The following is a 24,976-nucleotide window of genomic DNA, read 5'->3' on the forward strand; positions in this document are numbered from 1 at the left end:
GCATTTCGCGGAGGCTACGGCGCGGTGCGGTACACGTACGGCGTCGTCGTGCTCAGAGCCGTGAAGCCGAGCCGCCGCAGGACGGGGGCGGACATGTCCGTCGCGTCGACCTGGAGGAAGCGGTAGCCGAGGCGGACGGCGATGCCGGCCCGGTGGGCGATCAGCGCCCGGTAGATCCCCTTGCCCCGCCAGGGGGCGGCGGTCCCGCCTCCCCACAGCCCGGCGAAGCCGGTACCGGGGTGCATCTCCATCCGGGCCGAGCTCACGGGCTCGTCACCCGCCATGGCGACCACCGCGACGAACGTGTCCGGGGCGGTGGCCAGCCGGGACAGGGTCTGATGGCGCAGCCGCGAACCGTCGGTGCCGAAGGCCAGTTCGTGGGCCCGCACCATCAGCTCGACCCCCGCCGCGTCGGTCACGGTCCGCAGCCGGACGCCCTCGGGGAGCTCCGGTGCCGTGGGCTGCTCCGCCGCGAGGGCCACGAGCAGGGTCTCCGGCGGCTCCGGCCGGAACCCGGCGGCGGACAGGAGGCCGCCGAGGCACGCGGGGCCGTCGTGCGCGTACAGCTTCCATTCGAACTCGTCGACGCCCCGGGCGGCATAGTGCTCCACCTGTGCCGCGATCTCCGACTCCGCGCGACCGGGGGAGAGGTCGGGGGCCGTCCACACGACGCCGTTCCAGTCGTCGGCGCCGCCGGTCTGCCGTACGACGTCCCCCACCCGTTCGACCCGGGTGCCGGGCCCGTCGGGCCGGGCGTGTTCGCGCATCTCGTGATCGAAGAGGGCCAGCATCTCGTCAGGTTCCATCCACGCATCCGAGCACGCCGGCCCCGGTCCGACCACCGCATTTACGGACCGGCGCGTGAACCGGCGGCCGGGGGGAAGGCGTAAGTGATCTTGATGTCGCCGCACGGACAGGGGTGGGAGCGCGATGGGCATACAGGTGCGCGGAAACGTCCGGAAGGGCCACGGGTCCGGGTTCGACGTCCGGAGGACGGCGTTCGGCTTCGCCTTCCTCGCCCTCCTGGTCTGCGGCGCCGGACTGACGGTGCGCACGGCCCTGGAGAGCGCCCAACGGCATCCGGTGGCCGCCGCGGCCGCGGGCGTCCTGCTGGTGGCGGGCATCGTGGCGCTGCTGCGCGTGCGCCGCAACCGCAGGGTGGCGGTCAGGGCGGCCGCGGCGGCTGTCGAAACCGCCTACGAGGTCGTGGACGCGGCCCTGGCGGAGCCGCCGGACAGAGGCCTGGACGCCGGCCTGGCGGGGGCGCCGGCCACCGGCACGGTCCCGGAGCCCGAACCGGCCGGGCAGGTCGACTACACGGCCATGGACCCGTACGACTTCGAGGAGGCCGTGGCGGGCCTCTGCCGGCGGGACGGCTGCGTGGACGCCGAAGTCGTCGGAGGCGCCGGGGACCTGGGCGCGGACGTGGTCGCCACCACGCCCGACGGCCGCCGTCTGGTCGTGCAGTGCAAGAGGTACACGAGCGACAACAAGGTCGGCTCGCAGGAGCTCCAGCGCTTCGGCGGTACCTGCTACGCGGTCCACGAGGCCGAGGTGGCCGTCGTGGTGACCACCGGGGAGTTCACCGATCCGGCGCTCGACTACGCGGCGCAGTGCGACATCGTCTGCGTCGGTCTCGACGAGCTCGTCGCGTGGAGCGAGGGCGCCGCGGCGCCGCCCTGGCACGCGGGGGCAGCGGTGCAGCCCGTCGAGGGCTGAGTCCGCCGTGTCCGCGCTCAGTGCTCCTTGAGCGCCTGCTGGATCGTGCGCATGACCTCGTCGAGCGGCGCGTCGGTGCGGGCGACGGCGACCAGCACCTCGCCCTCCCTGGACACCGAGGCGGGCGGGGTCCTCCCCGGCTCGCTCCCCGCGGTCCGCCCCGCTCCGATCCCCGAGCCGAAGGTCTCCCGCACGATCGCGAACGCGTGATCGAGCTGTGACTCCACATCGCCCTGGCCGTCCGCGCGCAGCCAGCGCCGCAGCACATGGTTGTGCGCGGTCACCACGGCGGACGCGGCGACCTCGGCGAGCAACGGGTCGTCGTTGCCCACCTGGTGGTCGCGCTCGTCGAAGTGGCCCAGCAGATAGCGCGTGAACAGGCGTTCGTAGCGGGCCACCGACGCGATCTCGGCCTCACGGAGGGTGGGCACCTCGCGGGTCAGCTTGTAGCGCGCCACGGAGACCGCGGGTTTCGCCGCGTACATCCTCATGACCTCCTTGATGCCGCGGCACACGGTGTCGAGCGGGTGCTCGTGCGCGGGAGCGGCGTTGAGGACGGCCTCGGCCCTGACGAGGGTGTCGTCGTGGTCCGGGAAGATGGCCTCTTCCTTGGAGCGGAAGTGGCGGAAGAACGTGCGCCGGGCGACACCGGCGGCCCCCGCGATCTCGTCGACCGTCGTCGCCTCGTACCCCTTGGTGGAGAACAGTTCCATGGCCGCTGCGGCCAGTTCGCGGCGCATCTTGAGCCGCTGGGCGGCGGCCCGGGTGCTCGCGGCGCTCTCCGGGGCGTCCGCCGAGGCGGAGGAACGGGGGGACTTGGCGGGTTGGGACATGAGGTGAACGTAACTCATCGGTGCAGGGGAGTGCGCCTGTGGGGGCGGGTCGCCCGGGGGCCCCAGCAACCCGCCCCACCCCGCCCCGGGGCCGGAGTGCCCGGCGGCAGATGCCGTGGCGTCGCGCACGGCATCTGCCGCCGGCCTCTCAGCGGCGGGCATATTCGCGGAAGCCGCGCCCCGTCTTGCGGCCGAGGCAGCCAGCGGCCACCAGGTGCTCGAGCAGCGGTGCCGGGGCGAGGCCCGGGTCGCGGAACTCGCTGTGCAGGACCTTCTCGATGGCGAGTGAGACGTCCAGGCCGACGACGTCCAGGAGCTCGAAGGGGCCCATGGGATAGCCGCCGCCCAGCTTCATCGCCGCGTCGATGTCGTCGAGCGTCGCGTAGTGCTCCTCGACCATCTTGATCGCGTTGTTGAGGTAGGGGAACAGCAGCGCGTTCACGATGAAGCCGGCCCGGTCGCCGCAGTCGACCGGGTGCTTGCGCACCTTCACGCAGACCTCGCGGACCGTGGCGTGCACGTCGTCGGCGGTCAGCACCGTGCGGACCACCTCGACGAGCTTCATCGCGGGGGCCGGGTTGAAGAAGTGCATCCCGATGACGTCCTCGGGCCGTGAGGTCACCCGGGCGACCGCCACGACCGGCAGCGACGAGGTGGTGGTCGCGAGCACCGCGCCCGGCTTGCAGACCTTGTCCAGGGTCTGGAAGAGCTGCCGCTTGATCTCCAGGTCCTCGGCCACCGCCTCGATCGCGAGATCGACGTCGGCGAAGGAGTCCAGGGAGCCGGCCGCGGTGATCCGGTCCAGCGTCTCGTCCCGGGCCTCCTCCGTCAGCCGCCCCTTGGCGACGGAGCGCCCCAGGGACTTGGCGATCCGCGCCTTGGCGGTGTCCGCCTTCTCCTGGCTGCGCGCGGCGAGCACCACGGCGTACCCGGCCTTCGCGAAGACCTCGGCGATGCCCGAGGCCATCGTCCCCGATCCGGCCACACCCACCGAGGACACCTCGCGCCCGGCGGCACCGCCCGCGCTTCCCGTGGGCGTCAGCGCGTCCGGAACCACGTCCTGCCCGCCGGGGGAGTCGTACGTGTAGAAACCACGGCCCGCCTTGCGGCCGGTCAGGCCCGCTTCGCTGAGCTGCCCGAGCACGGGTGCGGGGGCGTGCAGCCGGTCGTGGGACGCGGAGTACATGGCCTCCAGAACGGTCCGGGCCGTGTCGATGCCGATCAGGTCGAGCAGTGCGAGAGGGCCCATCGGCAGCCCGCAGCCCAGCTTCATGGCCGCGTCGATGTCCTCACGGGAGGCGTAGTTCGCCTCGTACATCGCCGCGGCCTGGTTGAGATAGCCGAACAGCAGACCGTCCGCGACGAAGCCGGGGCGGTCGCCGACCGCGACCGGCTCCTTGCCGAGCTCGCGGGCGAGCCGGGTGACGCTCTCCACGGCGGGCGGGGCGGTCAGCACGGAGGAGACCACCTCGACGAGCTTCATCGCGGGCGCCGGATTGAAGAAGTGCAGGCCGAGGACGCGCTCGGGATGCTGCGACTCGGCGGCCAGCCGGGTCACGGACAGGGCGTTCGTGCCCGTCGCGAGAATCGCGGCGGGGGAGACCACGGCGTCGAGTTCCCGGAAGACCTGCTGCTTGATCTCGTACGTCTCCGGCACGACCTCGATGACCAGCTCCGCCTCCGCGGCGGCCTGCAGATCGGTGAACGTGCGGAACCGGGCGAGGACGTCGTGCCGCTCCTGCTCCGTGATCCGCTCACGGAGTACGGCCCGCGCGGTGGATGCCTCCAGGGAGGCGACGGCCTTGCGGGCGGCGGCTTCGCTGACGTCGATGCCGATGACCTCGCGGCCCGCACGGGCCAGGACCTCGGCGATGCCGGTGCCCATGGTGCCGAGGCCGACGACGGCAATGGTGGTGAGCGGGGTGTCCATCACGGGACTCCAGGGTGAGTGACGACTGAGAGGAGCACGGCGGCGCGCGTGGTCGGAACCGACCGGCGCTCGGTGTGCGGACATGGCGAGTCGTGGTGCACGGTCCCGAGTGCGCACGGGCACGCGGGGGAGGGGTGACGGGCTCTGTCCCGAGCCGCGTCTCTCGAACTGCCGAACCGACAAGCACTCCGGGTGGCTGCGTCACCAGGCCACCGGAGCCGGCGGGGTGTGTGTCCCGCTCACCTGAGATTAACCGGCGAGTAACGAGCGCGCCAGCCCTGACGGTCTGTGCACTGGCACACAGTTGAGTGAACACACGCTGTGCGCACCGATAAACTCAGCGTCATGGATGAGGAGTTGCGCTCGCTGACGGACCGGATCGAGGCCGAGGCCGGTGGAACGGACGCCTTCCGCCGGCTGCTCACCGCCGAGGACGACGAGGAGCTGGCGCGGGTCCTCGTCGCACGCGAACGGCCGCTGTGGGCGCGGGAGATCGCGGCGTTCCGGCTCGGCTGCCGGGGCGACCGCCGGGCCTTCGAGACGCTGGTCCTCCTCCTCAACCACCGCGACCCCGAGCGCTGCGTGTCGGCCGCGCACGCGCTCCGGCTCCTCGGCGACCCCCGGACGCCGAGGGCCGCGGCCGCGCTCGCGACCAACGGCCTGCGTACGGCCTACGCCCTGCACCCGGTACGGCTGCTGACCGCCCTGCGGGCCCCCGAGTCCGTCCCCGCCCTGGTCAGCACGCTGCACCGGCTGCTGGCCCCCGACGAGCCGCACTGGCGGGTCGCGCTCGCCTGCGTCGAGGGGCTGGGGAGCCTGGGGGACGAGCGTGCCCGCCCGGTCCTGGAGGCGGCGCTGGCGCACCCCCGGCTCGGCACGGCGGCGGCGGAGGCGCTCAGGCGGCTGCCGACGGGGTGAGCGTGCGGACGTACCTGACCTCGGGCACCAGGGCGCCTCCCGCCTCGAAGGCCTCCGCCGCGCCGTCAGGCCGGAAGCCGGCCCGCTCGTAGAAGCGCCGGGCCCGCCTGTTCTCCTCGAGCACCCAGAGGGACATCGCGTCGAACCCGTCCGCGCGGGCCCGCGCGACGGCCTCGGTCAACAGGGCGCGCCCGGTACCCGTGCCTACGCGGTCCGGGTGCACGTAGAGCGCGTACAGCTCCGCGCTCCCGGGCCGGGCGCTCGCGTCGCGGCAGGGTCCGTAGCAGGCCCAGCCGGTCACCGCGGCGCCCGGCGCCCCGGCCACCAGGTTCACCGGCCCGCCCTGTGCGATGAGACGTGCGTGCCGGCGCTCCGCGTCCTCGCCGGCGTCCATCGCGTCCAGATACCCCTGCGGGATCAACCCCGTGTACGCCCACCGCCAGCCGCGCACCCGGATGTCCGCCACGGCGGCGCAGTCGTCGAGGCACATGTCACGTATGCGCACGCCGGGGGCGTACGTGGGATCGGGGCGTGTGGTCACGCGGCCATCCTGGCGTACGTCCCCGGCGCGGGGGCCTGTTCCTCAGCCCCGGAAACCGAGCAGGCCGTGCAGTGTGGTGCCCTTCGTGTTCGCGGCCGCCTTGGTCGCGGGGGCGGGCTTCGGCTCCGGAAGCGCGGCGCAGACCGCGTCCGCGCCGCTGCCGCCGCCGGTCGGCAGGGTGCCGTCGGTGAGGTAGTCCACCAGGTACTCGTCCAGGCAGTCGTTGCCGCTCAGGGTGATGCCGTGGTTGCCGCCGCCCTGCTCGACGATCAGCGAGGAGCCCTTGAGCTTGCGGGCCATGGTGACGCCGCCCTCGTAGGGCGTGGCCGCGTCGTCGGTGGCCTGGAGGATCAGCGCGGGCGGGATGCCGGCGTTCGTGACCCGCACGGGCTCCAGCGGTTCCACCGGCCAGGTGGCGCACGGGGCGTTGTACCAGGTGTTGTTCCACGACATGAAGGGCGCCTTGCGGTGCGCCTGCCAGGTGTCGTTGCGCCAGCTGCTCCACGTCCGGGGCCAGCCGGCGTCGCGGCACTGCACGGCGGCGTAGACGGAGTAGCCGTTGTCACCGCTCCTGTCGACAGCGGCGAACTCCTCGTACGCCGCGGCGAGCGTCTTCTCGTCCTCGTCGTTCACGTACGCCGCGAACGCCTGGGCGAGGCGCGGCCAGTAGCCGTTGTAGTAACCGCCCGGCAGGAAGGTGTCCTCCAGCTCGGCCGGGCCGACCTTGCCGGCCGCCGGGCGCCCCTTCACCGCGTCGCGCATCCGGTACCAGGCGGCTTCGACCCCGGCCGGGTCGGTGCCCAGCCCGTACCGGGCGTCGTTCTTCGCGACCCACGCCATGAAGGCCTTGTGGCGGGCGTCGAAAGCGTGGTCCTGGGCGAGGTTGTCCTCGTACCAGACGCCGTCGGGATCGACGACGGAGTCCAGCACCAGCCGGCGTACGCGCTCGGGGAAGAGCTTCGCGTAGACCGCCCCCAGGTAGGTGCCGTAGGAATAGCCGAAGTAGTTGATCCGCGGTGTGCCGAGTGCCCGGCGGATGACGTCGAGGTCCTTCGCCGCGCTGACGGTGTCCATGTACGGCAGCAGGTCGCCGTGCTTCTCGCCGCAGGCGGCGGCGAAGGAGGCGGCCCGGTTCCGCGCGGTCCTCTCCGCCTCGTGGGACTCCGGCACCGAATCGGGGCGCACGGGCTCGAAGTACTCCGGCACGCAGTCCAGGGCCGGGGTGCTCTTCCCGACCCCGCGCGGGTCGAACCCGATCACGTCGTACTGCGCGGCGAGCTCGCCGGGCAGCGAGGACGCCACGAAGCCCGCCATGGAGAGCCCGCTGCCGCCGGGGCCGCCCGGGTTGACCAGCAGGGGGCCCTGCGAGGTCTTCGCCGTGTGCGGGATCCGGGAGAGGGCGAGGGTCACCTGCCTGCCCGACGGGTTGTCATGGTCGAGCGGCGCGCGGACGGTTGCGCATTGCAGCGCCGGATACGTCTTCGTCCCGCAGCCCTTCCATGAGAGCGGTGCTGCGGCGGGTGGCGCGGCGGACGGGGCGGGCGGGGCGGACGCGGTGGAGGGTACGGCGGTCACCAGACCCGCGACCGTGGCGCCCGCGGCGACCAGGATTGCTGCACGTTTCGTCATAGGGCCTCCCGAGGCCGGGGAACGGGCTGTGGGTGGCACAGCCCCCGCCGCATGCTTCCCTCAACCGGCTCGGGAAGGACACGTGTCGCCGAGAGTTGACCCGTTCGGGCAGGGAGACCGCTGCGCTCAGAGCAGGGTGAGCTGGGTGGCGCCGGGCGTGTCGCCGTCCGGGAGGGCCTTCGGGGCCTCGGGGGCGACGCGGCGGGCGCCGCCCCGGTCGGCGGGGCCGATGCCGTACTCGGCCGCCAGCTCGTGCACCCGGCGGGTGATGCTCCGCTGGTACCAGGTCGGCGCGTACGCCCCGTCCGCGTACATCCGTTCGTACCGGTGGACGAGGTGCGGGTGGTGACGGGTGAGCCACTGCATGAACCACTCGCGGGCGCCCGGTCGCAGATGCAGGACCAGCGGAGTCACCGAGGTCGCTCCGGCGGCCGCGACGGCGCGGACCGTCGCGCGCAGCTGATCCGGGTGGTCGCCGAGGAAGGGGATGACGGGGGCCATCAGGACACCGCAGCCGATTCCGTTGTCCGCCATGGCGCGGACGACGTCGAGACGGCGCCCGGGTGAGGGTGTGCCCGGCTCGACCGTGCGCCAGAGTTCGTGGTCGGTGAAACCGACGGAGACGGAGACGCCGACCTCGGTCACCTCCGCGGCCTGTCGCAGCAGGTCGAGATCGCGCAGGATCAGCGTGCCCTTCGTGAGGACGGAGAAGGGGTTCGCGTGATCGCGCAGCGCCGCGATGATGCCGGGCATCAGCCGGTAGCGGCCCTCGGCCCGCTGGTAGCAGTCGACGTTCGTGCCCATCGCGATGTGCTGGCCGTGCCACTGACGGGAGGCCAGATGGCGGCTCAGCAGCTCGGCGGCGTTGACCTTCACGACGATCTGGGAGTCGAAACCGAGACCGGTGTCCAGGTCCAGGTAGCTGTGGGTCCTGCGGGCGAAGCAGTACACGCAGGCATGGGTGCAGCCCCGGTAGGGGTTCACGGTCCACTCGAACGGCATCCGGGACGCCCCCGGCACCCGGTTCACGATCGAGCGGGCCCGGATCTCGTGGAACGTGATCCCCCGGAATTCAGGGGTGTCGAAGGTGCGCGTGGTCACCGCGTCCGCAGCGAAGAGCGCGCCGCTCCCCGCCTTTGTGGTGTTCTCTGCCAGATTGTCCCAGCGCATGGACGCCTCCTCGGTAGTACTCCGCAGACAATAGAACATGTGTTCCCTTGATCGTGCGTGCCAGCGCGCCGGGCCCGATTTTGAGGCGCCGTACCCGAGGTGGTTGGCTCAGCGGGACCCCGAACAACCGAGTGCTGGAGGAGCAGGCATGGCGCAGGTCGAGGCCACGACAGAGCGGATCATCGCGGCGGACGCAGAGACGGTGTTCGACGCGCTGGCCGACTACAAGGAGGTCCGGGGCAAGGTGCTGACCGGACACTTCAGCGAGTACGAGGTGCGCGAGGGCGGAGACGGCGAGGGCACCCTCGTCCACTGGAAGCTCCAGGCGACCAGCAAGCGGGTCCGCGACTGCCTGCTCGAGGTCACCGAGCCGACGGACGGGCAGCTGATCGAGAAGGACCGCAACTCCACGATGGTCACCACCTGGACCGTCACCCCGGCCGGCGAGGGCAGGTCCAAGGCCGTCGTCACGACCGTGTGGAACGGCGCCGGAGGCATCGGCGGGTTCTTCGAGAAGACCTTCGCCCCCAAGGGCCTCGGCCGGATCTACGACGAACTCCTCCAGAACCTCGCCACCGAGGTCGAGAAGTAGCCCTGCTCCCCCTGTTGTCGGCGCAACGGCCGGCCTCACCGGAACGAGTGGTTCTCCGGGGTGGCCGGTTGCGCGCCGCAGTGCCTCCCACCGGCGCATAAGCCCTCCGTGTGCGCCGTGCGCGCGCCCGGTGGCGTTTGCCCCGCCTTGCCGCCTGATGCGAGAAATGGGCGGTGCGGCTGCGACAAGGGGAGCGTCACGTGGTGGGTGGGATCACTCTGGTGGAGGACGAGCCGGGAGGCACGGAGCACAAGCCGCCGGGGACCCGTGCGGAGCCCGGCGCCGAGGCGGGGTCCGAGCCGCCCCCGCCACCGTCCGCCTCCCTCCCGCCCGCACCGCCGGACGGGATCAGCCCCCGCCGGATCCGGCTGGTCTTCCTCGGGCTGATGCTCACCCTGCTGCTCGCGGCGCTCGACCAGATGATCGTCGCCACCGCCCTGCCGAAGATCGTCGGTGAGCTGCACGGCCTGGACAAGATGTCCTGGGCGGTCACCGCCTATCTGCTCGCCTCCACGATCGGCCTGCCGCTCTACGGGAAGCTCGGCGACCTCTTCGGCCGCAAGAGCGTCTTCCAGTTCGCCATCGTCGTCTTCGTCATCGGATCCGCCCTCGCCGGCTGGTCGCGCACCATGGACGAACTCATCGCCTTCCGGGCCGTCCAGGGCATCGGCGGCGGCGGACTCATGATCGGTGTCCAGGCGATCATCGCCGACATCGTCCCGGCCAGGGAACGAGGCCGCTACATGGGCCTCATCGGGGCCGTCTTCGGCCTCGCCTCGGTGGCCGGACCGCTCCTCGGCGGCTTCTTCACCGACCACGCCTCCTGGCGCTGGTGCTTCTACATCAACGTGCCGTTCGGCCTCGTCACCCTCGTCGTCATCGCCCTCGTACTGAAGCTGCCCAAACCCGCCGTCCGCCCCCGCCTCGACGTGCTGGGAGCGCTGCTCCTGGCAGCCGCGTCGACCTGCCTCGTGCTGCTCACCAGCTGGGGCGGCACGGAGTACGCCTGGGGCTCCCGGACCATCCTGGGTCTCGCCGCCGGGGCAGCCGGAACGACCCTGCTCTTCCTCGTCGTCGAACACCGGGCCGCCGAACCGATCATCCCGCTGCGCCTGTTCCGCGACTCCGTCTTCAACGTGACCTCGCTGGTCGGCGCGGTCGTCGGGGTCGCCCTCTTCGGGGCGGCCAGCTACCTGCCGACCTACCTCCAGATGGTCGAGGGCGTGTCCGCCACCGAGTCGGGGCTGCTGATGCTGCCCATGATGGGCGGCATCGTCATCTCCTCCGTGGTCTCCGGTCACCTGGTCTCGCGCACCGGCCGCTACCGCGTCTATCCACTGGTCGGCGGAGCCGTGTCGGCCGTCGGCATGTGGCTGCTCTCCCTGCTCGACACCGGCACCTCGGCGCTGGAGTACGGCCTCTGGCAGGCCGTGCTGGGCGTCGGGATCGGCCTGGTCATGTCCATCCTGGTGCTGGCCGTCCAGAACTCCGTGCGCCCGTCCGACCTCGGCACCGCCACCAGTGCCCACAACTACTTCCGGCAGATCGGCGGCAGCGTGGGAGCCGCGATCTTCGGCACCCTCTTCGCGGGGCGGCTCTCGGACGCGCTCGGGGTGCGGCTCCCCTCCGGCGCCGACCTGCCCGACCCGGAGTCCATCACCCCGCAGCTGGTCCACGCCATGGAACCGGCGCTCCGCGACGCCTACATCCAGGCCTACGCCGACGCGATGCCGCGGATCTTCCTCTACCTGGTGCCCGTGCTCCTGCTCGGCCTGTTCCTCGCCTTCTTCCTCAAGGAGAAACCGCTGGTGTCCCACCACACCCCGCAGACCGCCCCCGACCCGACCGTCACGCACTCCGCGATCCCCGCCGCCCGCACCGACCCCGGCCCGCCGCAGCCCGGCCCCGCCGCGGGCGTCCCGGTGTGCGGATGCGTCCAGCACCCCGACGGAACGCAGGTGGGACGTGCCGCGCTCACCCTCATCGACGTACAGGGGCGGCAGGTCGGACGGGGAGCGAGCGGCGACGACGGGCGGTACGCGCTGAGCGCGCCCGGAACGGGTTCCTACGTGCTGATCGCCGCGGCGGGCGGACACCAGCCGCAGGCTGTGAGTGTCACGGTCAGTGACCGGCCGGTGGAACTCGACGTGGTCCTCGGCGGGGCGGGACGGCTCGCCGGCGCGGTCCTCACGCCCGACGGCGCCCCTGTCCGCGACGCGGCGGTCACCCTCACCGACGTACGGGGCGAAGTCGTCGCGACGACCCGCACCGGGCGTGAGGGCGCCTATGTCATCAGCGAGCTGGTGGCCGGTGAGTACACCCTGGCGGCCAGTGCCCCGGCCTTCCGCCCGGCCGCCCTCCCGGTCAGCGTGCAGGCCGCCCGGGAGACCAGGCAGGACATCGAGCTGGCGGGCGGCGCCGTGCTGCGGGGGATCGTACGCGCCCCCGGCGGGCGGCCCGTCGAGGACGCCAGGGTCACGCTGCTGGACGCGGCGGGCAACGTGGCGGGCACCCTCACCACCGGCTCGGACGGGGCCTTCCGGTTCGTGGACCTGTCGACCGGCGAGTACACGGTGATCGCCGCCGGCTATCCGCCGGTCGCCACCGTCCTCCAGCTCCCCGGAGGGGGGAGGACCGAACGCGACCTCCAGCTGGGACACGAGGACTGAACGCGTCCGGCCGCGCGGGGGTGAGCGGGACATCGCGCCACCCGTGGCTTCCGCCCGGCCGCACCGGCTCAGCGCAGCGGGGCTTCCCGGACGAGTCTCATCAGCGCCTTCGCCCCGGGGCTCATGGCCCGGGGCGGCGGAAGCACCACGACGCTCTCGTAGGCAGGTCCGTGCGCTCCGTCGAGCTCGACCGTGGTCAGGGCGCGCGCCTCCGGCTTACGGGAGAAGTGGTGGGGCACCACCGCGATCCCGAGGCCCTCGTGCACCAGCTCCAGCAGGCTGTGGACGTCGTTGACCTCCAGCGCCACCGTGCGGCGGACACCCGCCGCGGCGAACGCCTCGTCCGCTGCGCGCCGGGGCCCCCAGTCCGGGTGGAAGTCGATGAACGACTCGCCGGGCAGCTCGCTCCACGCCACCCGCGAGCCCTTCCGGGCGAGCCGGTGGCCGGAGGCGCACAGGACGACCATGCGCTCCCGCGCCAGCGGCACGAGCTCGCCCCGCCACTCCGGCGGGCTGACCGTCGCCGCGAACGCCAGGTCCAGCCGGCCACCGGCCACCCCTTCCAGCAGGCTCGACGTGCCCTCCTGCCGGAGCCTGATCTCCATGTGCGGATGCTCCCGGTGGAAGGCCGCGAGCAGCCGCGCCGTGCTGACCCCGGCCACGCACTGCTCCACCCCCAGGGTCAGCGTGCCGCGCAGCAGCCCCCGCACGGCGTCGACGGCGTCCCGGGCCGCCCGGGCTCCCGCCAGCGTGCGCTCCGCCTCCACCAGCAGTGCCGCTCCCGCCTCGGTGAGCCGCACGGTGCGGGTCGTACGGCTGAAGAGCGGCGTCTTCAGCTCGTGCTCCAGGGCCCGGACGGACGCCGACAGCCCGGACTGGGACACGGCCAGACGTTCGGCCGCCCGGGTGAAGTGCCGCTCCTCGGCGACGGCGACGAAGTGCTCCAGCTGACGCAGTTCCATGATTGAGCAATCTAGGCGATGAATCCCAGCGGAATCTCCTGTTGGACCGCTGGATCGTTCTGAGCCAGTCTTGGGGGAGCGCACCAGACCTGGCGCGCGACGCCGTGCCCCGTGGAGTGCCCGCATGTACCTTCCGTCCGCCGACCGCTACACCGCCATGCCCTACCGGCGCACCGGACGAAGCGGGCTGCTGCTCCCCGCGCTCTCGCTCGGGCTCTGGCACAACTTCGGAGGCGACCGGACGCCGGAGAGCCAGGGCGAGATCCTGCGCAGGGCCTTCGACCTGGGCATCACCCACTTCGACCTCGCCAACAACTACGGCCCGCCGCCCGGTTCCGCCGAGATCGCCATGGGCCGGGCGCTCAGGACCGATTTCGCCGGGCTCCGTGACGAGATCGTCATCTCCACCAAGGCCGGCTACCACATGTGGGACGGGCCTTACGGGGAGTGGGGATCCCGCAAGAACCTGCGCTCCTCGCTGGACCAGAGCCTGACCCGGCTCGGCCTCGACTACGTCGACATCTTCTACTCCCACCGCTTCGACCCGGACACCCCGCTCGAGGAGACGATGGGCGCGCTCGACACGGCGGTCCGCCAGGGCAAGGCGCTGTACGCCGGCGTCTCCAACTACTCCGCCGAGCAGACCCGCGAGGCCGCCCGCATCCTGAACGGACTGGGCACCCCCCTCCTCATCCACCAGCCGCGGTACTCCCTGCTCGACCGCTGGGTCGAGGACGGCCTGCTGGACGCGCTGGACGAGCTGGGAACCGGTTCCATCGCGTACTCCCCGCTGGAGCAGGGCATCCTCTCCGACCGGTATCTGCACGGCATCCCGGAGGGATCACGTGCGGCGGGGGCCAGCCCCTTCCTGTCGGCCGAGACCGTCACCCCGGACCTCGTGAGCCGGCTGGGCGCACTGAACGACCTGGCGCGTGAGCGCGGGCAGTCCCTCGCCCAGATGGCGCTCGCCTGGGTGCTGCGCGGCGGCCGGGTCACCTCCGCCGTCGTCGGCGCGAGCAGCGTCGCCCAGCTGGAGAACAGCGTGGCGACGGTCGGCAACCTGGAGTTCGGCGAGGACGAGCTCGCGCGGATCGACGAGCTCGTCAAGGGCACCGGCCGCGTCTGACCCCCGCGCCGTCCGCCACCCGCACCCGGGTGGCGGACGGCTTCACCGGACTGGACCAGTGACAGATCACCGGGGCTCTGGTCCGGTGCTGTCCCGGCGCGTACCGTGATGCGGCACGAAGATCCTCTTCCCGGGGACGGGCGGGGGAGTGACCGACCAGCGACAGGACCGCGCACGTGAAGATCCTCGTCAGCGCCGACATGGAGGGCGCCACCGGAGTGACCTGGCCCGCCGACGTGCTGCCCGGCACCCCGCAGTGGGAACGGTGCCGTTCGCTCTTCACCTCGGACGTGAACGCCGCGGCGCTCGGCTTCTACGACGGGGGCGCCGACGAGGTCCTCGTCAACGAGGCCCACTGGAGCATGCGCAACCTGCTTCTCGAGCGGCTCGACGAGCGCGTCCAGATGCTCACGGGCAAGCACAAGTCGCTCTCCATGGTCGAGGGCATCCAGCACGGCGACGTCGACGCCGTGGCGTTCGTCGGCTACCACACGGGCGCGGGCACGGAGGGCGTGCTCGCCCACACCTACCTCGCCAACTCCATCACCGGGGTCTGGCTGAACGGGGTCCGCGCCAGCGAGGGCCTGTTGAACGCCCATGTCGCGGCGGAGTACGGCGTCCCCGTCATCCTGGTCACCGGCGACGACCTCACCTGCGAGGACGCCGGCGGCTACGCCCCAGAGGCGCGCACGGTCGCCGTCAAGGACTACGTCTCGCGTTACGCCGCCGTGTGCCGCACCCCCGCACGCACGGCCGCCGACATCCGGACGGCCGCCGCCGGCGCGACCGCGCTGGCCGGACGCCACGCACCCGTCACGAGTGGGTCCTACACGGTGGAGCTGGAGTTCGACGCCGAGCATCTGGCCGCCGCCGCGACCGTGGTTCCCGGCGTGGCGCCGACCGGCGAGCGGCGCGTCGCCTACACCAGCGGGACGATGTACGAAGGTATTCGCACGTTCAAGGCGGTGACGACGATCGTGTCGGCCGCCGTGGAGGAACAGTATGGCTGAGGCGGACAACCCCACGGTGCCGGCTGACGAGCGGGCGCTGGAGGAGTCGGTGACGTTCACCTCCGAACTGATCCGGATCGACACGACGAACCATGGCGACGGCACCTGCCGGGAACGCCCTGCCGCGGAGTACGTCGCCGAGCGGCTCGCCGACGCCGGACTCGAGCCCGCCCTCCTGGAGCGCACGCCGGGCCGGACGAACGTCGTCGCCCGGATCGAGGGCACGGACCCGTCGGCCGACGCCCTCCTCGTACACGGTCACCTCGACGTGGTCCCCGCCGTGGCGGCCGACTGGACCGTCCACCCCTTCTCCGGAGAAGTCCGCGACGGTGTCGTGTGGGGACGCGGGGCCATCGACATGAAGAACATGGACGCGATGGTCCTCGCCGTCGTCCGCGCCTGGGCACGCGCGGGCGTCCGCCCGCGCCGTGACATCGTCATCGCCTACACCGCCGACGAGGAGGCCAGCGCGCACGACGGTGCCGGCTTCCTCGCCGACCGGCACGCGGAGCTCTTCGAAGGCTGCACGGAGGGCATCAGCGAGTCCGGGGCCTTCACCTTCCACGCCGGGCCGGGCATGTCGCTCTACCCCGTGGCGGCGGGTGAACGCGGGACGGGATGGCTGAAGCTCACCGCAGAGGGCAGGGCCGGCCACGGATCGAAGGTCAACAGGGCCAACGCCGTCAGCAGACTCGCCGCCGCGGTCGCCCGGATCGGTGCGTACGAGTGGCCGGTACGGCTGACCCCGACGGTACGGGCGGCCCTCACCGAGATCGCCGCGCTCCACCACATCCCCGTCGACCCCGACGCCCCCGGCTTCGACGTGGACGAGCTCCTCGGCAAGCTGGGCCCGGCCGCCGCTCTGGTCGAGCCGACCGTGCGCAACAGCGCCAACCCGACCATGCTGGACGCCGGCTACAAGGTCAACGTGATCCCGGGGCACGCCACCGCCCACATCGACGGACGCATGGTGCCCGGCGGCGAGGACGAGTTCCGCGAGACCCTGGACCGCCTGACCGGCCCCGGCGTCGACTGGGAATTCGACCACCGCGAGGTCGCCCTCGAGGCCCCGGTCGACTCGCCGACCTACGCGAAGATGCGCGCGGCCGTCGAGCTGTTCGACCCGGACGCGCGTGTCGTTCCCTACTGCATGTCGGGCGGCACGGACGCCAAGCAGTTCTCCCGGCTCGGCATCACCGGTTACGGCTACTCCCCGTTGAAGCTGCCCGCCGGCTTCGACTACCAGGCGCTGTTCCACGGCGTCGACGAACGGGTACCCGTCGACGCCCTGCACTTCGGCGTCCGGGTCCTGGACCACTTCCTGCGCACCGCCTGACGGTCCGCGCACCCGACGCAGCGCACCGCCCTGACCGAGGAGGGGGAACCGACCATGGTGTCCACAGCGGCGTACGGCACGTGGCCGTCACCGATCGACGCGGCGCTCACCGCCGCGCACGACGGCCGGCCGGAGTTCGTCGGCACCGTCGGCGACGAGGTGTGGTGGACGGAACCACGCCCGGCCGAAGGGGGCCGCCGGGCCCTGGTGCGCCGCACGGCCGACGGCGGCATCCGGTCCGTACTCCCCGGGCCGTGGAACCCCCGGAGCCGCGTCATCGAGTACGGCGGAGTCCCGTGGGCCGGTGCGCCGCGTGAGGAGGGCGGGCCCCTGGTCGTCTTCGTGCACTTCCCCGACCAGCGGCTGTACGCCTACGCGCCGGACGGGCCCGACGAGCCGTGGCCGCTCACTCCCGTGTCGGACGTCGGTGGCGGACTGCGCTGGGTCGATCCGCAGCTGCACCTCGGACGTGCTGAGGTGTGGTGTGTCCTCGAGGAGTTCACCGGCGCGTCGGCCACCGACGTACGGCGCGTGATCGTCGCCGTGCCGCTGGACGGATCAGCTGCCGGCGACCGTGGAGCAGTGCGCGAACTCACCGACGGCGCACACCGGTTCGTCACCGGCCCCCGGTTGTCGCCGGACGGCGCCCATGTCGCCTGGATCGCGTGGGACCACCCGCGGATGCCGTGGGACGGCACCGTCGTCATGCTGGCCGACGCCACCGGTGACGGCGCCTTCACCGGTGCCCGGCCCCTCGCCGGCGGCGACGACGAGTCGGTCGTCCAGGTCGAGTGGGACCGGGACGGATCGCTGCTCTTCGTGTCGGACGCCGGGGGCTGGTGGGAACTCCAGCGGCTCGGGCCCGACGCCGTCGCGGGCGCCGTCGTGCCCGCGGACCGGATCTGCGCCGGCCGGAGCGAGGAGTTCGGCGGGCCGTTGTGGAAGATCGGACTGCGCTGGTTCCAGCTCCTGGACAACGGGCTGATCGCGGTCATCCACGGCCGGGGCACCACCGCCCTCGGCGTCCTCGACCCCGAGACCGGCGAGCTCGTCGACGCCGTGGGCCCGTGGACCGCATGGGCGGAGACACTCGCCGTGCAGGACACCAGGGTCATCGGGATCGCCGCCGGCCCGCACACCTCCTACGAGGTGGTCGAGCTGGACACGGCCACCGGGCACACCCGGGCCATCGGCGCCCCCCACCGGGACGCGGTCGACCCGGCCTACCACCCGGAGCCGCTGATCCGTACCTTCACCGGACCGGCGGGCCGCGAGATCCACGCCCACGTGTACCCGCCACGCCACCCCGGGCGGACCGGGCCGGACGGTGAGCTGCCGCCCTACGTCATCTGGGCCCACGGCGGTCCCACCGGCCGGGCCCCGCTCGTACTCGACCTGGAGATCGCCTACTTCACCTCGCGGGGCATCGGCGTCGCCGAGGTCAATTACGGCGGCTCGACCGGCTACGGCCGCGTCTACCGCGAGCGGCTCCGCGGGCAGTGGGGCGTCGTCGACGTCGAGGACTGCGCGGCAGTCGCCCTGGGGCTGGCGGAGGAGGGCTCGGCCGACCCGGACCGGCTGGCGATCCGGGGCGGAAGCGCCGGAGGCTGGACCGCCGCCGCTTCGCTCACCGGGACCGCCGTGTACGCCTGCGGAGCGATCAGCTACCCGATCCTCGATCTGGAGGGCTGGGCGACCGGAGAGACGCACGACTTCGAATCGCGGTACCTGGAATCGCTGGTGGGCCCGTACGCCGAGGTGCCCGAGCTCTACCGGGAGCGCTCGCCCGTCAACCGCACGGAAGGGCTCACCGCGCCGTTCATGCTGCTGCAGGGCCTCGACGACCCGATCTGCCCGCCCGTCCAGTGCGAGCGGTTCCTCGCCGCGGTGGAGGGACGGGGGATCCCGCACGCCTACCTCACGTTCGAGGGGGAGGGCCATGGCTTCCGTCGCGCAGACACGGTGAGGCGTGCTCTGGAGGCCGAACTCTCCCTGTACGCCCAGACGTTCGGCATCGAGCGCTCCGACGTGCCCCGTCTGGAGCTGGAGAAGTGACCCTGGAGCCCCTCGCCCGCCCGGCCCGGCTGCGCCCCGGCGCACGGGTCGCGGTCGTCGCCCCCAGCGGCCCCGTACCCGTCGAACGGATGGAGCGCGGTCTGGATCTGCTGCGCGGCTGGGACCTCGATCCCGTCGTGGCACCCCACGCACTGGACGTCCACCCCGGGCTCGGCCACCTCGCCGGCACGGACGAGCACCGTGCCCGCGACCTCCAGGAGGCGTGGTGCGACCCGTCGGTCGACGCCGTGCTGTGCGCCAGGGGAGGCTACGGCGCCCACCGCATGGTCGATCTCCTGGACTGGTCCGCGATGAGGGCGGCCGGACCGAAGGTGTTCGTCGGTTACAGCGACATCACCGTGCTGCACGAGGCGTTCGCGCTGCGGGCCGGCTTCTCCACCCTGCACGGTCCCATGGTCGCCACCGAGGTGTTCCTGACGGACGTGGCCACGCAGGAGGCCCTGCGCTCCACGCTGTTCGCGCCGGAGTCGGTGCGGACCCTGGGCCTGGACTCGGCCGCCCCGCTGGTTCCCGGCACGGCCCGGGGCGTCACCTTCGGGGGCTGTGCCTCCCTGCTCGCGGCCGACGCCGGCACTCCCGGCGCCCGTACCTCCGCCGCCGGCGGGCTGCTGGTGCTCGAGGACACGGGGGAGGAGCCGTACCGGCTGGACGGCGTCCTCACCCGGCTGCTGCGCATCGGCGCCCTCGACGGGATATCCGGTGTGGTGTGCGGTTCGTGGGAGGCCTGCGGACCGTACGCAGGTGTGCGGGCCGTCCTCGCCGACCGGCTGGGCGGACTCGGGATCCCGGTGGTCGAGGAGCTGGGATTCGGGCACGGCCCCACCGCGCTGACCGTCCCGCTCGGTGTGCCGGCGGTTCTCGACGTGCCGTCCGACGGCGGCCGGTGCACGCTCACCGTCCAGGTGCCCGCGCTGGTCTGAGCCCGGAGGCTGCGGAGGCCGGTCAGGGCATGCGGCGCGGGGTCCGGAGCGCTGTCTCTCCGGAAGAACCCGGCTCCCGCACGTTGACAGCGGTATGAGGTGTGTCACAGCATGGGCCCGGTCCGGTACTTACCGGTCAGTAATGAGTCCTCGGCGTGGAGGTCCGTGTGTCGCGTGCTGTGCCCAGGTTCCGCCGTCCACTCACCATGCTCGCGGGTGCGGCCCTGCTCGCCCCGCTCGCACTGACCGGTGCCCCTCCGGCGTCCGCGGCCGGCCAGTACACCGTCACCGCCCTGGAGTTCACCGTGCGGGCCGGTGACCGGTCCTGCACCGTGGACGCCGACCTGTACAAGCCGGCCGGTGTCGACGCGCGGCACCCGGCCCCGGCCGTCCTCGCCACCAACGGCTTCGGGGGCAGCAAGTCCGACGGTTCCACCGACGTCATCGGCAAGGCCTTCGCCGAACGCGGCTACGTCGGTCTCGTCTACTCGGGCCTGGGCTTCGGCAAGTCCGGCTGCCTGATCACGCTCGACGACCCGGCGATCGACGGCAGGGCGGCCTCCGGACTCGTCGACTTCCTCGCCGGCACACGTGCCGCGGACGACGGCACCGAAGCCGACTTCGTCGCGTCGGACGGCCCCGGCGACCCGGTGGTCGGCATGATCGGCGGATCGTACGGGGGCGCCGTCCAGCTGGCGACCGCCTCGGCCGACCACCGTGTCGACGCGCTCGTCCCGCTGATCACCTGGAACGACCTGGCCTACTCGCTCGCCCCCAACGCCGCCGGGGCGGTGCGGGGGGTCTCCTCAGGCACGCCCGGCGTCTTCAAGTGGCAGTGGACCAACGGCTTCTACCTGATGGGCGAGGGTCAGCCCCTGCTCGTTCCGGGCCTCGACCCGTCGCGCTTCAACAGTCTCAGCTGCCTGCACTTCGCCGCCCAGGCGTGCGACACCATCCGCCTCCTGAACTCCGGCCGCTATCCCGACGCCGCGACCCGGAAGATGCTGACGTACGCACGGAGCGTCTCACCGGTCTCCTATCTGGCCGGCGTCACCGCACCCACACTGCTCGTGCAGGGCCAGGCCGACAGCCTGTTCAACCTCAACGAGGCGACCGCCACCTACCGGGCGCTGGAGGCCCAGGGCACCACGACGAAGATGATCTGGCAGGCCTGGGGCCACAGCGGCGGCCAGCTGCCCGGCGAACTGGACCTCAGCACCGGCAACCTGGAGACCAGTTACGTGGGCCGGCGCATCCTCGCCTGGTTCGACCGCTACCTCCACCACGACGAAGACACCGCCACCGGGCCCGAGTTCGCCTACTACCGCGACTGGGCGAGCGGGTACGGCACCGCGTCCGGGGTGCCCGGCCTGTCCCGCACGATGTACCTCTCCGGCGACGGTGCCCTGGTGGACAGCCGCTCGGAGGTCACCAGCGGCAGCCGCGGGTACGCCAACTGGCTCCTGCCGACCAGCCACTCCGAGAGCTCGCTGGCCGGGCTCATCGGCCTGTCGGACCCGGCGCCGTACGACACCAAGGGCACCCACCTCGGCTGGACCAGTGCTCCGCTGACCGCGCCGGTGGATGTCGTCGGCGCGCCGAAGGCCACCTTGAAGGTCGTCTCACCCAGGACGGAACGGGTGCAGAACAGTGGCGACGCCGCGGACAAGCTGGTGCTGTTCGCCAAGGTGTACGACGTGGCACCGGACGGCACCCAGAAGCTCGTGAACCGTCTGGTCGCGCCGGTGCGCGTCCCGGACGTCACCCGCCCCTTCACCGTCGAGCTGCCCGGCATCGTGCACCGCTACGAGGCAGGGCACCGGCTGCGCTTCGTGATCGCGGGCAGCGACACGGCGTACTTCGGCAACCGCGGCGTCAAGCCGGTCACCGTGGTCAGCGCCCCGCAGGACACCGGAGTCCTGGAGCTCCCCGTGGCCGGCTGACGGTCACCCGTCCGGCCGCGCTCACCGGTCCCCGGCCCCAGGGCGAGGGCATCCTTGGGTCCGGGGGCCGCCGTTCCCGGCCCCGGACCGAAGACCCAGCGAAAGGGCCCGTTCATGAGCCCCAAGGACGTCTCCAGCGGGAGTGCGGGCGCGTTCGGCCCCGCCCGGATCGCCGTCACCGTCCTGGCGGTGCTGACGATCGTCTTCATCTGCGTGAACACGGCCGAGGTCACCATCCGCGTGATCATTCCGAAGGTCACGATGCCCCTCTGGGCCGCGCTGCTGGGGGTCTTCGTCGCCGGCGCGCTCTGCGGGGCCTACCTGCTGCGCAGGCGGTCGGCCCGCTGAGGGAGGCGGCGGCGCGTCACGGCCGTGCGGTGCGCGGGGCCGAGCGGCCCGCACACGGTCCGGAGTCTGAACGGTGCTCCCGGGGGTATGCGCGGGTCAGCACCCGCCAGGGCGTACCGGGCGGAGAAAGGAACGTGACGTGCGGACTGTCGGTGTCGAGGAAGAGCTGCTGCTCGTCGACGCGGAAAGCGGTGACCCCCGGGCACTGTCGACCGCGGTACTGGCGCTGGCTGAACGCCGCGCCGAGGGGGATTCCGCCTTCGAATCCGAACTGCACGACCAGCAGCTGGAGTTCGCCACCGAGCCACGGGCCAGGATGGCGGACCTGGCGGAGGAGATCCACCGCTGGCGGGCGGAGGCGGCACACAGCGCCGCTGAGGCGGGTGCCGCCGTGGCGGCGCTGGCGACCTCTCCCATGCCGGTCAGTCCGGCCATCGGCGAGGGCGAACGGTACCGGTGGCTGGCGGAGCGCTTCGGCATGACCGCGCAGGAGCAGCTGACGTGCGGCTGTCATGTTCACGTGTCGGTGGACTCGGACGAGGAGGGCGTCGCCGTACTGGACCGGATCAGGCCCTGGCTCCCCGTCCTGCTGGCGCTGAGCGCGAACTCCCCCTTCTGGCAGGCGCAGGACACCTCGTACAACAGCTACCGGAGCAGGGTGTGGGGCCGCTGGCCCTCGGCGGGGCCGATGGAGCTGTTCGGCTCCGCGGACCGCTACCACGAACTGGTCAGGGCGCTGGTCGGTACGGGAGTCCTGCGCGACGAGGGGATGATCTATTTCGACGCGCGGCTCTCCCACCGCTACCCCACGGTGGAGATCAGGGTGGCGGACGTGTGCCTGGACCCGGCCGACACCGTCCTCCTTGCCACGCTCGTGCGCGGCCTGGTCGAGACGGCGGCGCGCGCCTGGCGGGCCGGTGACCCGCCGGACCCGGTGCCGGCGAGCGTGCTGCGTATGGCCGGCTGGCAGGCCGCCTGCTCGGGGATGGAGGGCCCGCTGCTCCATCCGGCGACCATGCGCCCGGAGCCGGCCGCCGATGTGGCGGAGGCACTGCTGGCCCATGTGCGCGACGCACTGGAGGACAGCGGGGACCTCGCGTCGGCGGACAAGGGGCTGCGGGACGTGCTGACGCGGGGAACGGGTGCCCGGGCGCAGCGGGAACTGCTCGCGGCCTCGGACAGCCTCCGGACCGTCGTGACCGAGTGCGCGGTCCGGACGCGCGGCTGACGCACCCGCGGCGGGGCCGCGCGGCCCGCGGACAGGCGGCCCCGCGGAGGTCACCCGGCGAGGTGCCTGTGGCCGTCCGCCTGTTGTTCGTCCACCACGTCGGCCAGCCGGCCCAGCATGGCGCGGTGGCGGATCTGCAGCACCGCGTCGATGGCGACGTTGTGCAGGATGCCGCCGAGCCCCTGCAGCGGGTGCTCGTTCAGCAGGACCAGCGTCTCGTCGCCCCAGGGGCGGATGTCGAACGCGATGCGCGCGGTTCCCAGGGGACCGCTGAGCGCCTCCAGTTCGAGCACCCGCGGCCGTTCCAGCCGGCGTACGACGGTGCGGCCCCGGACATCCTTGGGACCGAGGCGCAGCGTGTACTCGATGGAGGAACCGACCTCGGGCCACCGCCCCTCCAGCGGGCGGGAGTCCTGCGTCCCCACGACCCATCTCCCGTACAGGTCCGGTTGTTCCAGCACCGCCCACAGGGCTTCGGGCGGGTGATGGATCACATGGTGGCGAACGGCCATGGGCACCTCCACGCACGGGCGTCGGGCAGGGGGAACGGCTGTGTGACCACCAGCCATGCTACGTGGCGGGCCCCGAGTCGGCCTCCCGGCCGCGTGCCCGGCGGGAGGCCTCGCGAACACTCACCCGTTCGGCCTAACGGGGTCCTGGCCCTCCCGGGCCGGGACTCCGGGCCCCGGCGGGCCCTACCGCCGGGGATCCGCCGGAAGTCGTGTTCACGGTTCGAGCCCCCGCGCGGTAGACCGGATGGGCGACATACCGGGAGCCCACTCGGACGAGCGAGGAGAGAGCGCATGCGTGCACTGACCTGGCAAGGACGGCGGGACGTCCGTGTGGAGACGGTCCCCGACCCGGTCGTCCAGGACCCGACGGACATCATCGTCCGGGTCACGTCGAGCGGTATCTGCGGATCCGACCTGCATCTCTACGAGGTGCTCGGCCCCTACCTGGAACCTGGCGACATCCTCGGCCACGAGCCGATGGGCGTCGTGGAGGAGACCGGCCGTGAGGTCACCGGCGTCAGGCCCGGTGACCGTGTCGTCGTCCCGTTCAACGTGTCCTGCGGCGACTGCTTCATGTGCGACCAGGGACTGCAGTCCCAGTGCGAGACGACCCAGGTCCGGGAGTACGGGACCGGGGCCGCGCTGTTCGGCTACACCAAGCTCTACGGACAGGTGCCCGGCGGACAGGCCGAGCTGCTGCGCGTCCCCTTCGGCAACACCCTGCCGGTCAAGGTCCCCGAGGGCCCGCCCGACGACCGGTTCGTCTACCTGTCGGACGTCCTGCCGACCGCCTGGCAGGCCGTGGAGTACGCCGCGGTGCCCCCCGGCGGCAGCCTGACCGTCCTCGGACTCGGCCCGATCGGGGACATGGCCGCGCGGATCGCCCTCCATCGCGGTGCCGGGCTGGTCATCGGCGTGGACCTGGTGTCCGACCGCCTGCAGCGGGCCGCCGCCCGGGGCATCAGGACCCTGGACCTGCGGGAGTACGGAAAGAACCTGCCGGACGCGGTGCGCGACCTCACCGACGGGCGCGGCACCGACGCGGTCATCGACGCGGTCGGGATGGAGGCGCACGGTGCGCCCGTGGCCAGAGCAGGGCAGTGGGCCGTGGGCATGCTGCCGGATCCCGCGGCACGCGCCCTCATGGAACGCGCGGGCATCGACCGCCTCAGCGCGCTGCTCACCGCCATCGACCTGGTGCGCCGGGGCGGAACCGTGTCGGTCTCCGGGGTCTACGGCGGCGCGGTGGACCCGCTGCCGCTGCTGAAGATGTTCGACAAGCAGATTCAGCTGCGGATGGGGCAGGCGAACGTCAGGAACTGGGTGCCGGCCATCCTGCCGCTGCTCGTCGACGACGATCCGCTCGGTGTGGACGGATTCGCCACCCACCACCTGCCGTTGGCCGACGGGCCGAAGGCGTACCAGACTTTCCAGGAGAAGGCGGACGGCATGGTCAAGACCCTGCTCAGGCCGTGACCGTCCCCGCGTCCCGCCGGGCAGTGGGCGGGTGTACG

At 72.4% G+C, this 24,976-nt stretch carries 21 protein-coding genes; 13 read left to right on the forward strand and 8 right to left on the reverse strand.

From position 1 onward, the window contains the following. Positions 1-14: 14 nt before the first annotated feature. The gene (locus tag ACHFIV_RS09830) at positions 15-806 is read right to left on the reverse strand and encodes a GNAT family N-acetyltransferase (protein WP_398965632.1); all 792 of its coding nucleotides are present in this window, start codon (positions 804-806) and stop codon (positions 15-17) included. Positions 807-930: 124 nt separating this feature from the next. On the opposite strand from ACHFIV_RS09830, the gene ACHFIV_RS09835 reads away from it, so the two are divergent. After that, positions 931-1,719: a restriction endonuclease gene (locus ACHFIV_RS09835; RefSeq protein WP_398965633.1), complete on the forward strand. Its 789-nt coding sequence runs from the start codon at positions 931-933 to the stop codon at positions 1,717-1,719. A 17-nt stretch (positions 1,720-1,736) separates the two neighbouring features. On the opposite strand, the gene ACHFIV_RS09840 is transcribed toward ACHFIV_RS09835, so the two are convergent. Together ACHFIV_RS09840 and ACHFIV_RS09845 are read right to left on the reverse strand one after the other, a co-directional pair. Then, positions 1,737-2,552 (reverse strand): TetR family transcriptional regulator, encoded by an 816-nt coding sequence (locus ACHFIV_RS09840; protein WP_398965634.1) that lies wholly within the window; start codon positions 2,550-2,552, stop codon positions 1,737-1,739. Between the two features lie 148 nt (positions 2,553-2,700). Then, entirely contained in the window at positions 2,701-4,482 is a 1,782-nt protein-coding gene (locus tag ACHFIV_RS09845; RefSeq protein ID WP_398965636.1) for a 3-hydroxyacyl-CoA dehydrogenase family protein, read from the reverse strand. A 345-nt stretch (positions 4,483-4,827) separates the two neighbouring features. Between ACHFIV_RS09845 and ACHFIV_RS09850 the strand changes: the two genes are divergently transcribed. After that, on the forward strand, positions 4,828-5,400 hold the full coding sequence (locus ACHFIV_RS09850) for an adenylosuccinate lyase (protein WP_398965638.1): 573 nt from the start codon (positions 4,828-4,830) through the stop codon (positions 5,398-5,400). Here the strand turns inward: ACHFIV_RS09850 and ACHFIV_RS09855 are convergent. The 3 genes from ACHFIV_RS09855 to ACHFIV_RS09865 form a co-directional block, all read right to left on the reverse strand. Continuing rightward, positions 5,378-5,941, reverse strand: coding sequence for a GNAT family N-acetyltransferase (locus tag ACHFIV_RS09855; RefSeq protein WP_398965640.1), 564 nt, complete (start codon positions 5,939-5,941; stop codon positions 5,378-5,380). The genes ACHFIV_RS09850 and ACHFIV_RS09855 overlap by 23 nt on opposite strands. A gap of 42 nt (positions 5,942-5,983) precedes the next feature. Continuing rightward, positions 5,984-7,570, reverse strand: a complete 1,587-nt coding sequence (locus ACHFIV_RS09860; protein WP_398965642.1) for an alpha/beta hydrolase — start codon at positions 7,568-7,570, stop codon at positions 5,984-5,986. A 126-nt stretch (positions 7,571-7,696) separates the two neighbouring features. Continuing rightward, entirely contained in the window at positions 7,697-8,740 is a 1,044-nt protein-coding gene (locus ACHFIV_RS09865) for an Rv2578c family radical SAM protein (RefSeq protein WP_398965644.1), read from the reverse strand. Positions 8,741-8,888: 148 nt separating this feature from the next. Here ACHFIV_RS09865 and ACHFIV_RS09870 point away from each other — a divergent pair, with 148 nt between their 5' ends. Together ACHFIV_RS09870 and ACHFIV_RS09875 are read left to right on the forward strand one after the other, a co-directional pair. Next, positions 8,889-9,332, forward strand: a complete 444-nt coding sequence (locus tag ACHFIV_RS09870) for an SRPBCC family protein (protein WP_398965645.1) — start codon at positions 8,889-8,891, stop codon at positions 9,330-9,332. Between the two features lie 200 nt (positions 9,333-9,532). Next, the gene (locus ACHFIV_RS09875) at positions 9,533-12,001 is read left to right on the forward strand and encodes an MFS transporter (RefSeq protein WP_398965647.1); all 2,469 of its coding nucleotides are present in this window, start codon (positions 9,533-9,535) and stop codon (positions 11,999-12,001) included. A gap of 68 nt (positions 12,002-12,069) precedes the next feature. Here the strand turns inward: ACHFIV_RS09875 and ACHFIV_RS09880 are convergent, their stop codons facing one another. Beyond that, the gene (locus tag ACHFIV_RS09880; protein ID WP_398965649.1) at positions 12,070-12,963 is read right to left on the reverse strand and encodes a LysR family transcriptional regulator; all 894 of its coding nucleotides are present in this window, start codon (positions 12,961-12,963) and stop codon (positions 12,070-12,072) included. Positions 12,964-13,087: 124 nt separating this feature from the next. Between ACHFIV_RS09880 and ACHFIV_RS09885 the strand changes: the two genes are divergently transcribed. The 8 genes from ACHFIV_RS09885 to ACHFIV_RS09920 all read left to right on the forward strand — a co-directional run bounded on the left by ACHFIV_RS09885 (position 13,088) and on the right by ACHFIV_RS09920 (position 22,950). Further along, positions 13,088-14,089 carry an aldo/keto reductase gene (locus tag ACHFIV_RS09885; RefSeq protein ID WP_398965651.1) on the forward strand — a complete coding sequence of 334 codons (1,002 nt, stop codon included), beginning with the start codon at positions 13,088-13,090 and terminating at the stop codon, positions 14,087-14,089. Between the two features lie 176 nt (positions 14,090-14,265). After that, positions 14,266-15,099 (forward strand): M55 family metallopeptidase, encoded by an 834-nt coding sequence (locus ACHFIV_RS09890; protein WP_398965653.1) that lies wholly within the window; start codon positions 14,266-14,268, stop codon positions 15,097-15,099. Next, the gene (locus ACHFIV_RS09895) at positions 15,092-16,435 is read left to right on the forward strand and encodes a M20/M25/M40 family metallo-hydrolase (protein WP_398965654.1); all 1,344 of its coding nucleotides are present in this window, start codon (positions 15,092-15,094) and stop codon (positions 16,433-16,435) included. The genes ACHFIV_RS09890 and ACHFIV_RS09895 overlap by 8 nt, the downstream gene beginning before the upstream one ends. Before the next feature lie 54 nt (positions 16,436-16,489). After that, positions 16,490-18,490 (forward strand): S9 family peptidase, encoded by a 2,001-nt coding sequence (locus tag ACHFIV_RS09900; protein ID WP_398965656.1) that lies wholly within the window; start codon positions 16,490-16,492, stop codon positions 18,488-18,490. Further along, the gene (locus tag ACHFIV_RS09905) at positions 18,487-19,431 is read left to right on the forward strand and encodes an LD-carboxypeptidase (protein ID WP_398965658.1); all 945 of its coding nucleotides are present in this window, start codon (positions 18,487-18,489) and stop codon (positions 19,429-19,431) included. The genes ACHFIV_RS09900 and ACHFIV_RS09905 overlap by 4 nt, the downstream gene beginning before the upstream one ends. Positions 19,432-19,637: 206 nt before the next feature. Beyond that, positions 19,638-21,374, forward strand: a complete 1,737-nt coding sequence (locus ACHFIV_RS09910; RefSeq protein WP_398965996.1) for a CocE/NonD family hydrolase — start codon at positions 19,638-19,640, stop codon at positions 21,372-21,374. 114 nt (positions 21,375-21,488) lie between these two features. After that, the gene (locus tag ACHFIV_RS09915; RefSeq protein ID WP_398965660.1) at positions 21,489-21,722 is read left to right on the forward strand and encodes a DUF1049 domain-containing protein; all 234 of its coding nucleotides are present in this window, start codon (positions 21,489-21,491) and stop codon (positions 21,720-21,722) included. A 139-nt stretch (positions 21,723-21,861) separates the two neighbouring features. After that, entirely contained in the window at positions 21,862-22,950 is a 1,089-nt protein-coding gene (locus tag ACHFIV_RS09920) for a glutamate--cysteine ligase (protein ID WP_398965661.1), read from the forward strand. Positions 22,951-23,000: 50 nt separating this feature from the next. Here ACHFIV_RS09920 and ACHFIV_RS09925 read toward each other — a convergent pair whose 3' ends face one another. Further along, the gene (locus tag ACHFIV_RS09925; protein ID WP_398965662.1) at positions 23,001-23,462 is read right to left on the reverse strand and encodes an SRPBCC family protein; all 462 of its coding nucleotides are present in this window, start codon (positions 23,460-23,462) and stop codon (positions 23,001-23,003) included. Positions 23,463-23,753: 291 nt separating this feature from the next. On the opposite strand from ACHFIV_RS09925, the gene ACHFIV_RS09930 reads away from it, so the two are divergent. Next, positions 23,754-24,938 (forward strand): alcohol dehydrogenase catalytic domain-containing protein, encoded by a 1,185-nt coding sequence (locus ACHFIV_RS09930; RefSeq protein WP_398965664.1) that lies wholly within the window; start codon positions 23,754-23,756, stop codon positions 24,936-24,938. Positions 24,939-24,976 lie beyond the last annotated feature (38 nt).

Source organism: Streptomyces sp. ALB3, from assembly GCF_044385685.1.
Classification (GTDB): domain Bacteria; phylum Actinomycetota; class Actinomycetes; order Streptomycetales; family Streptomycetaceae; genus Streptomyces.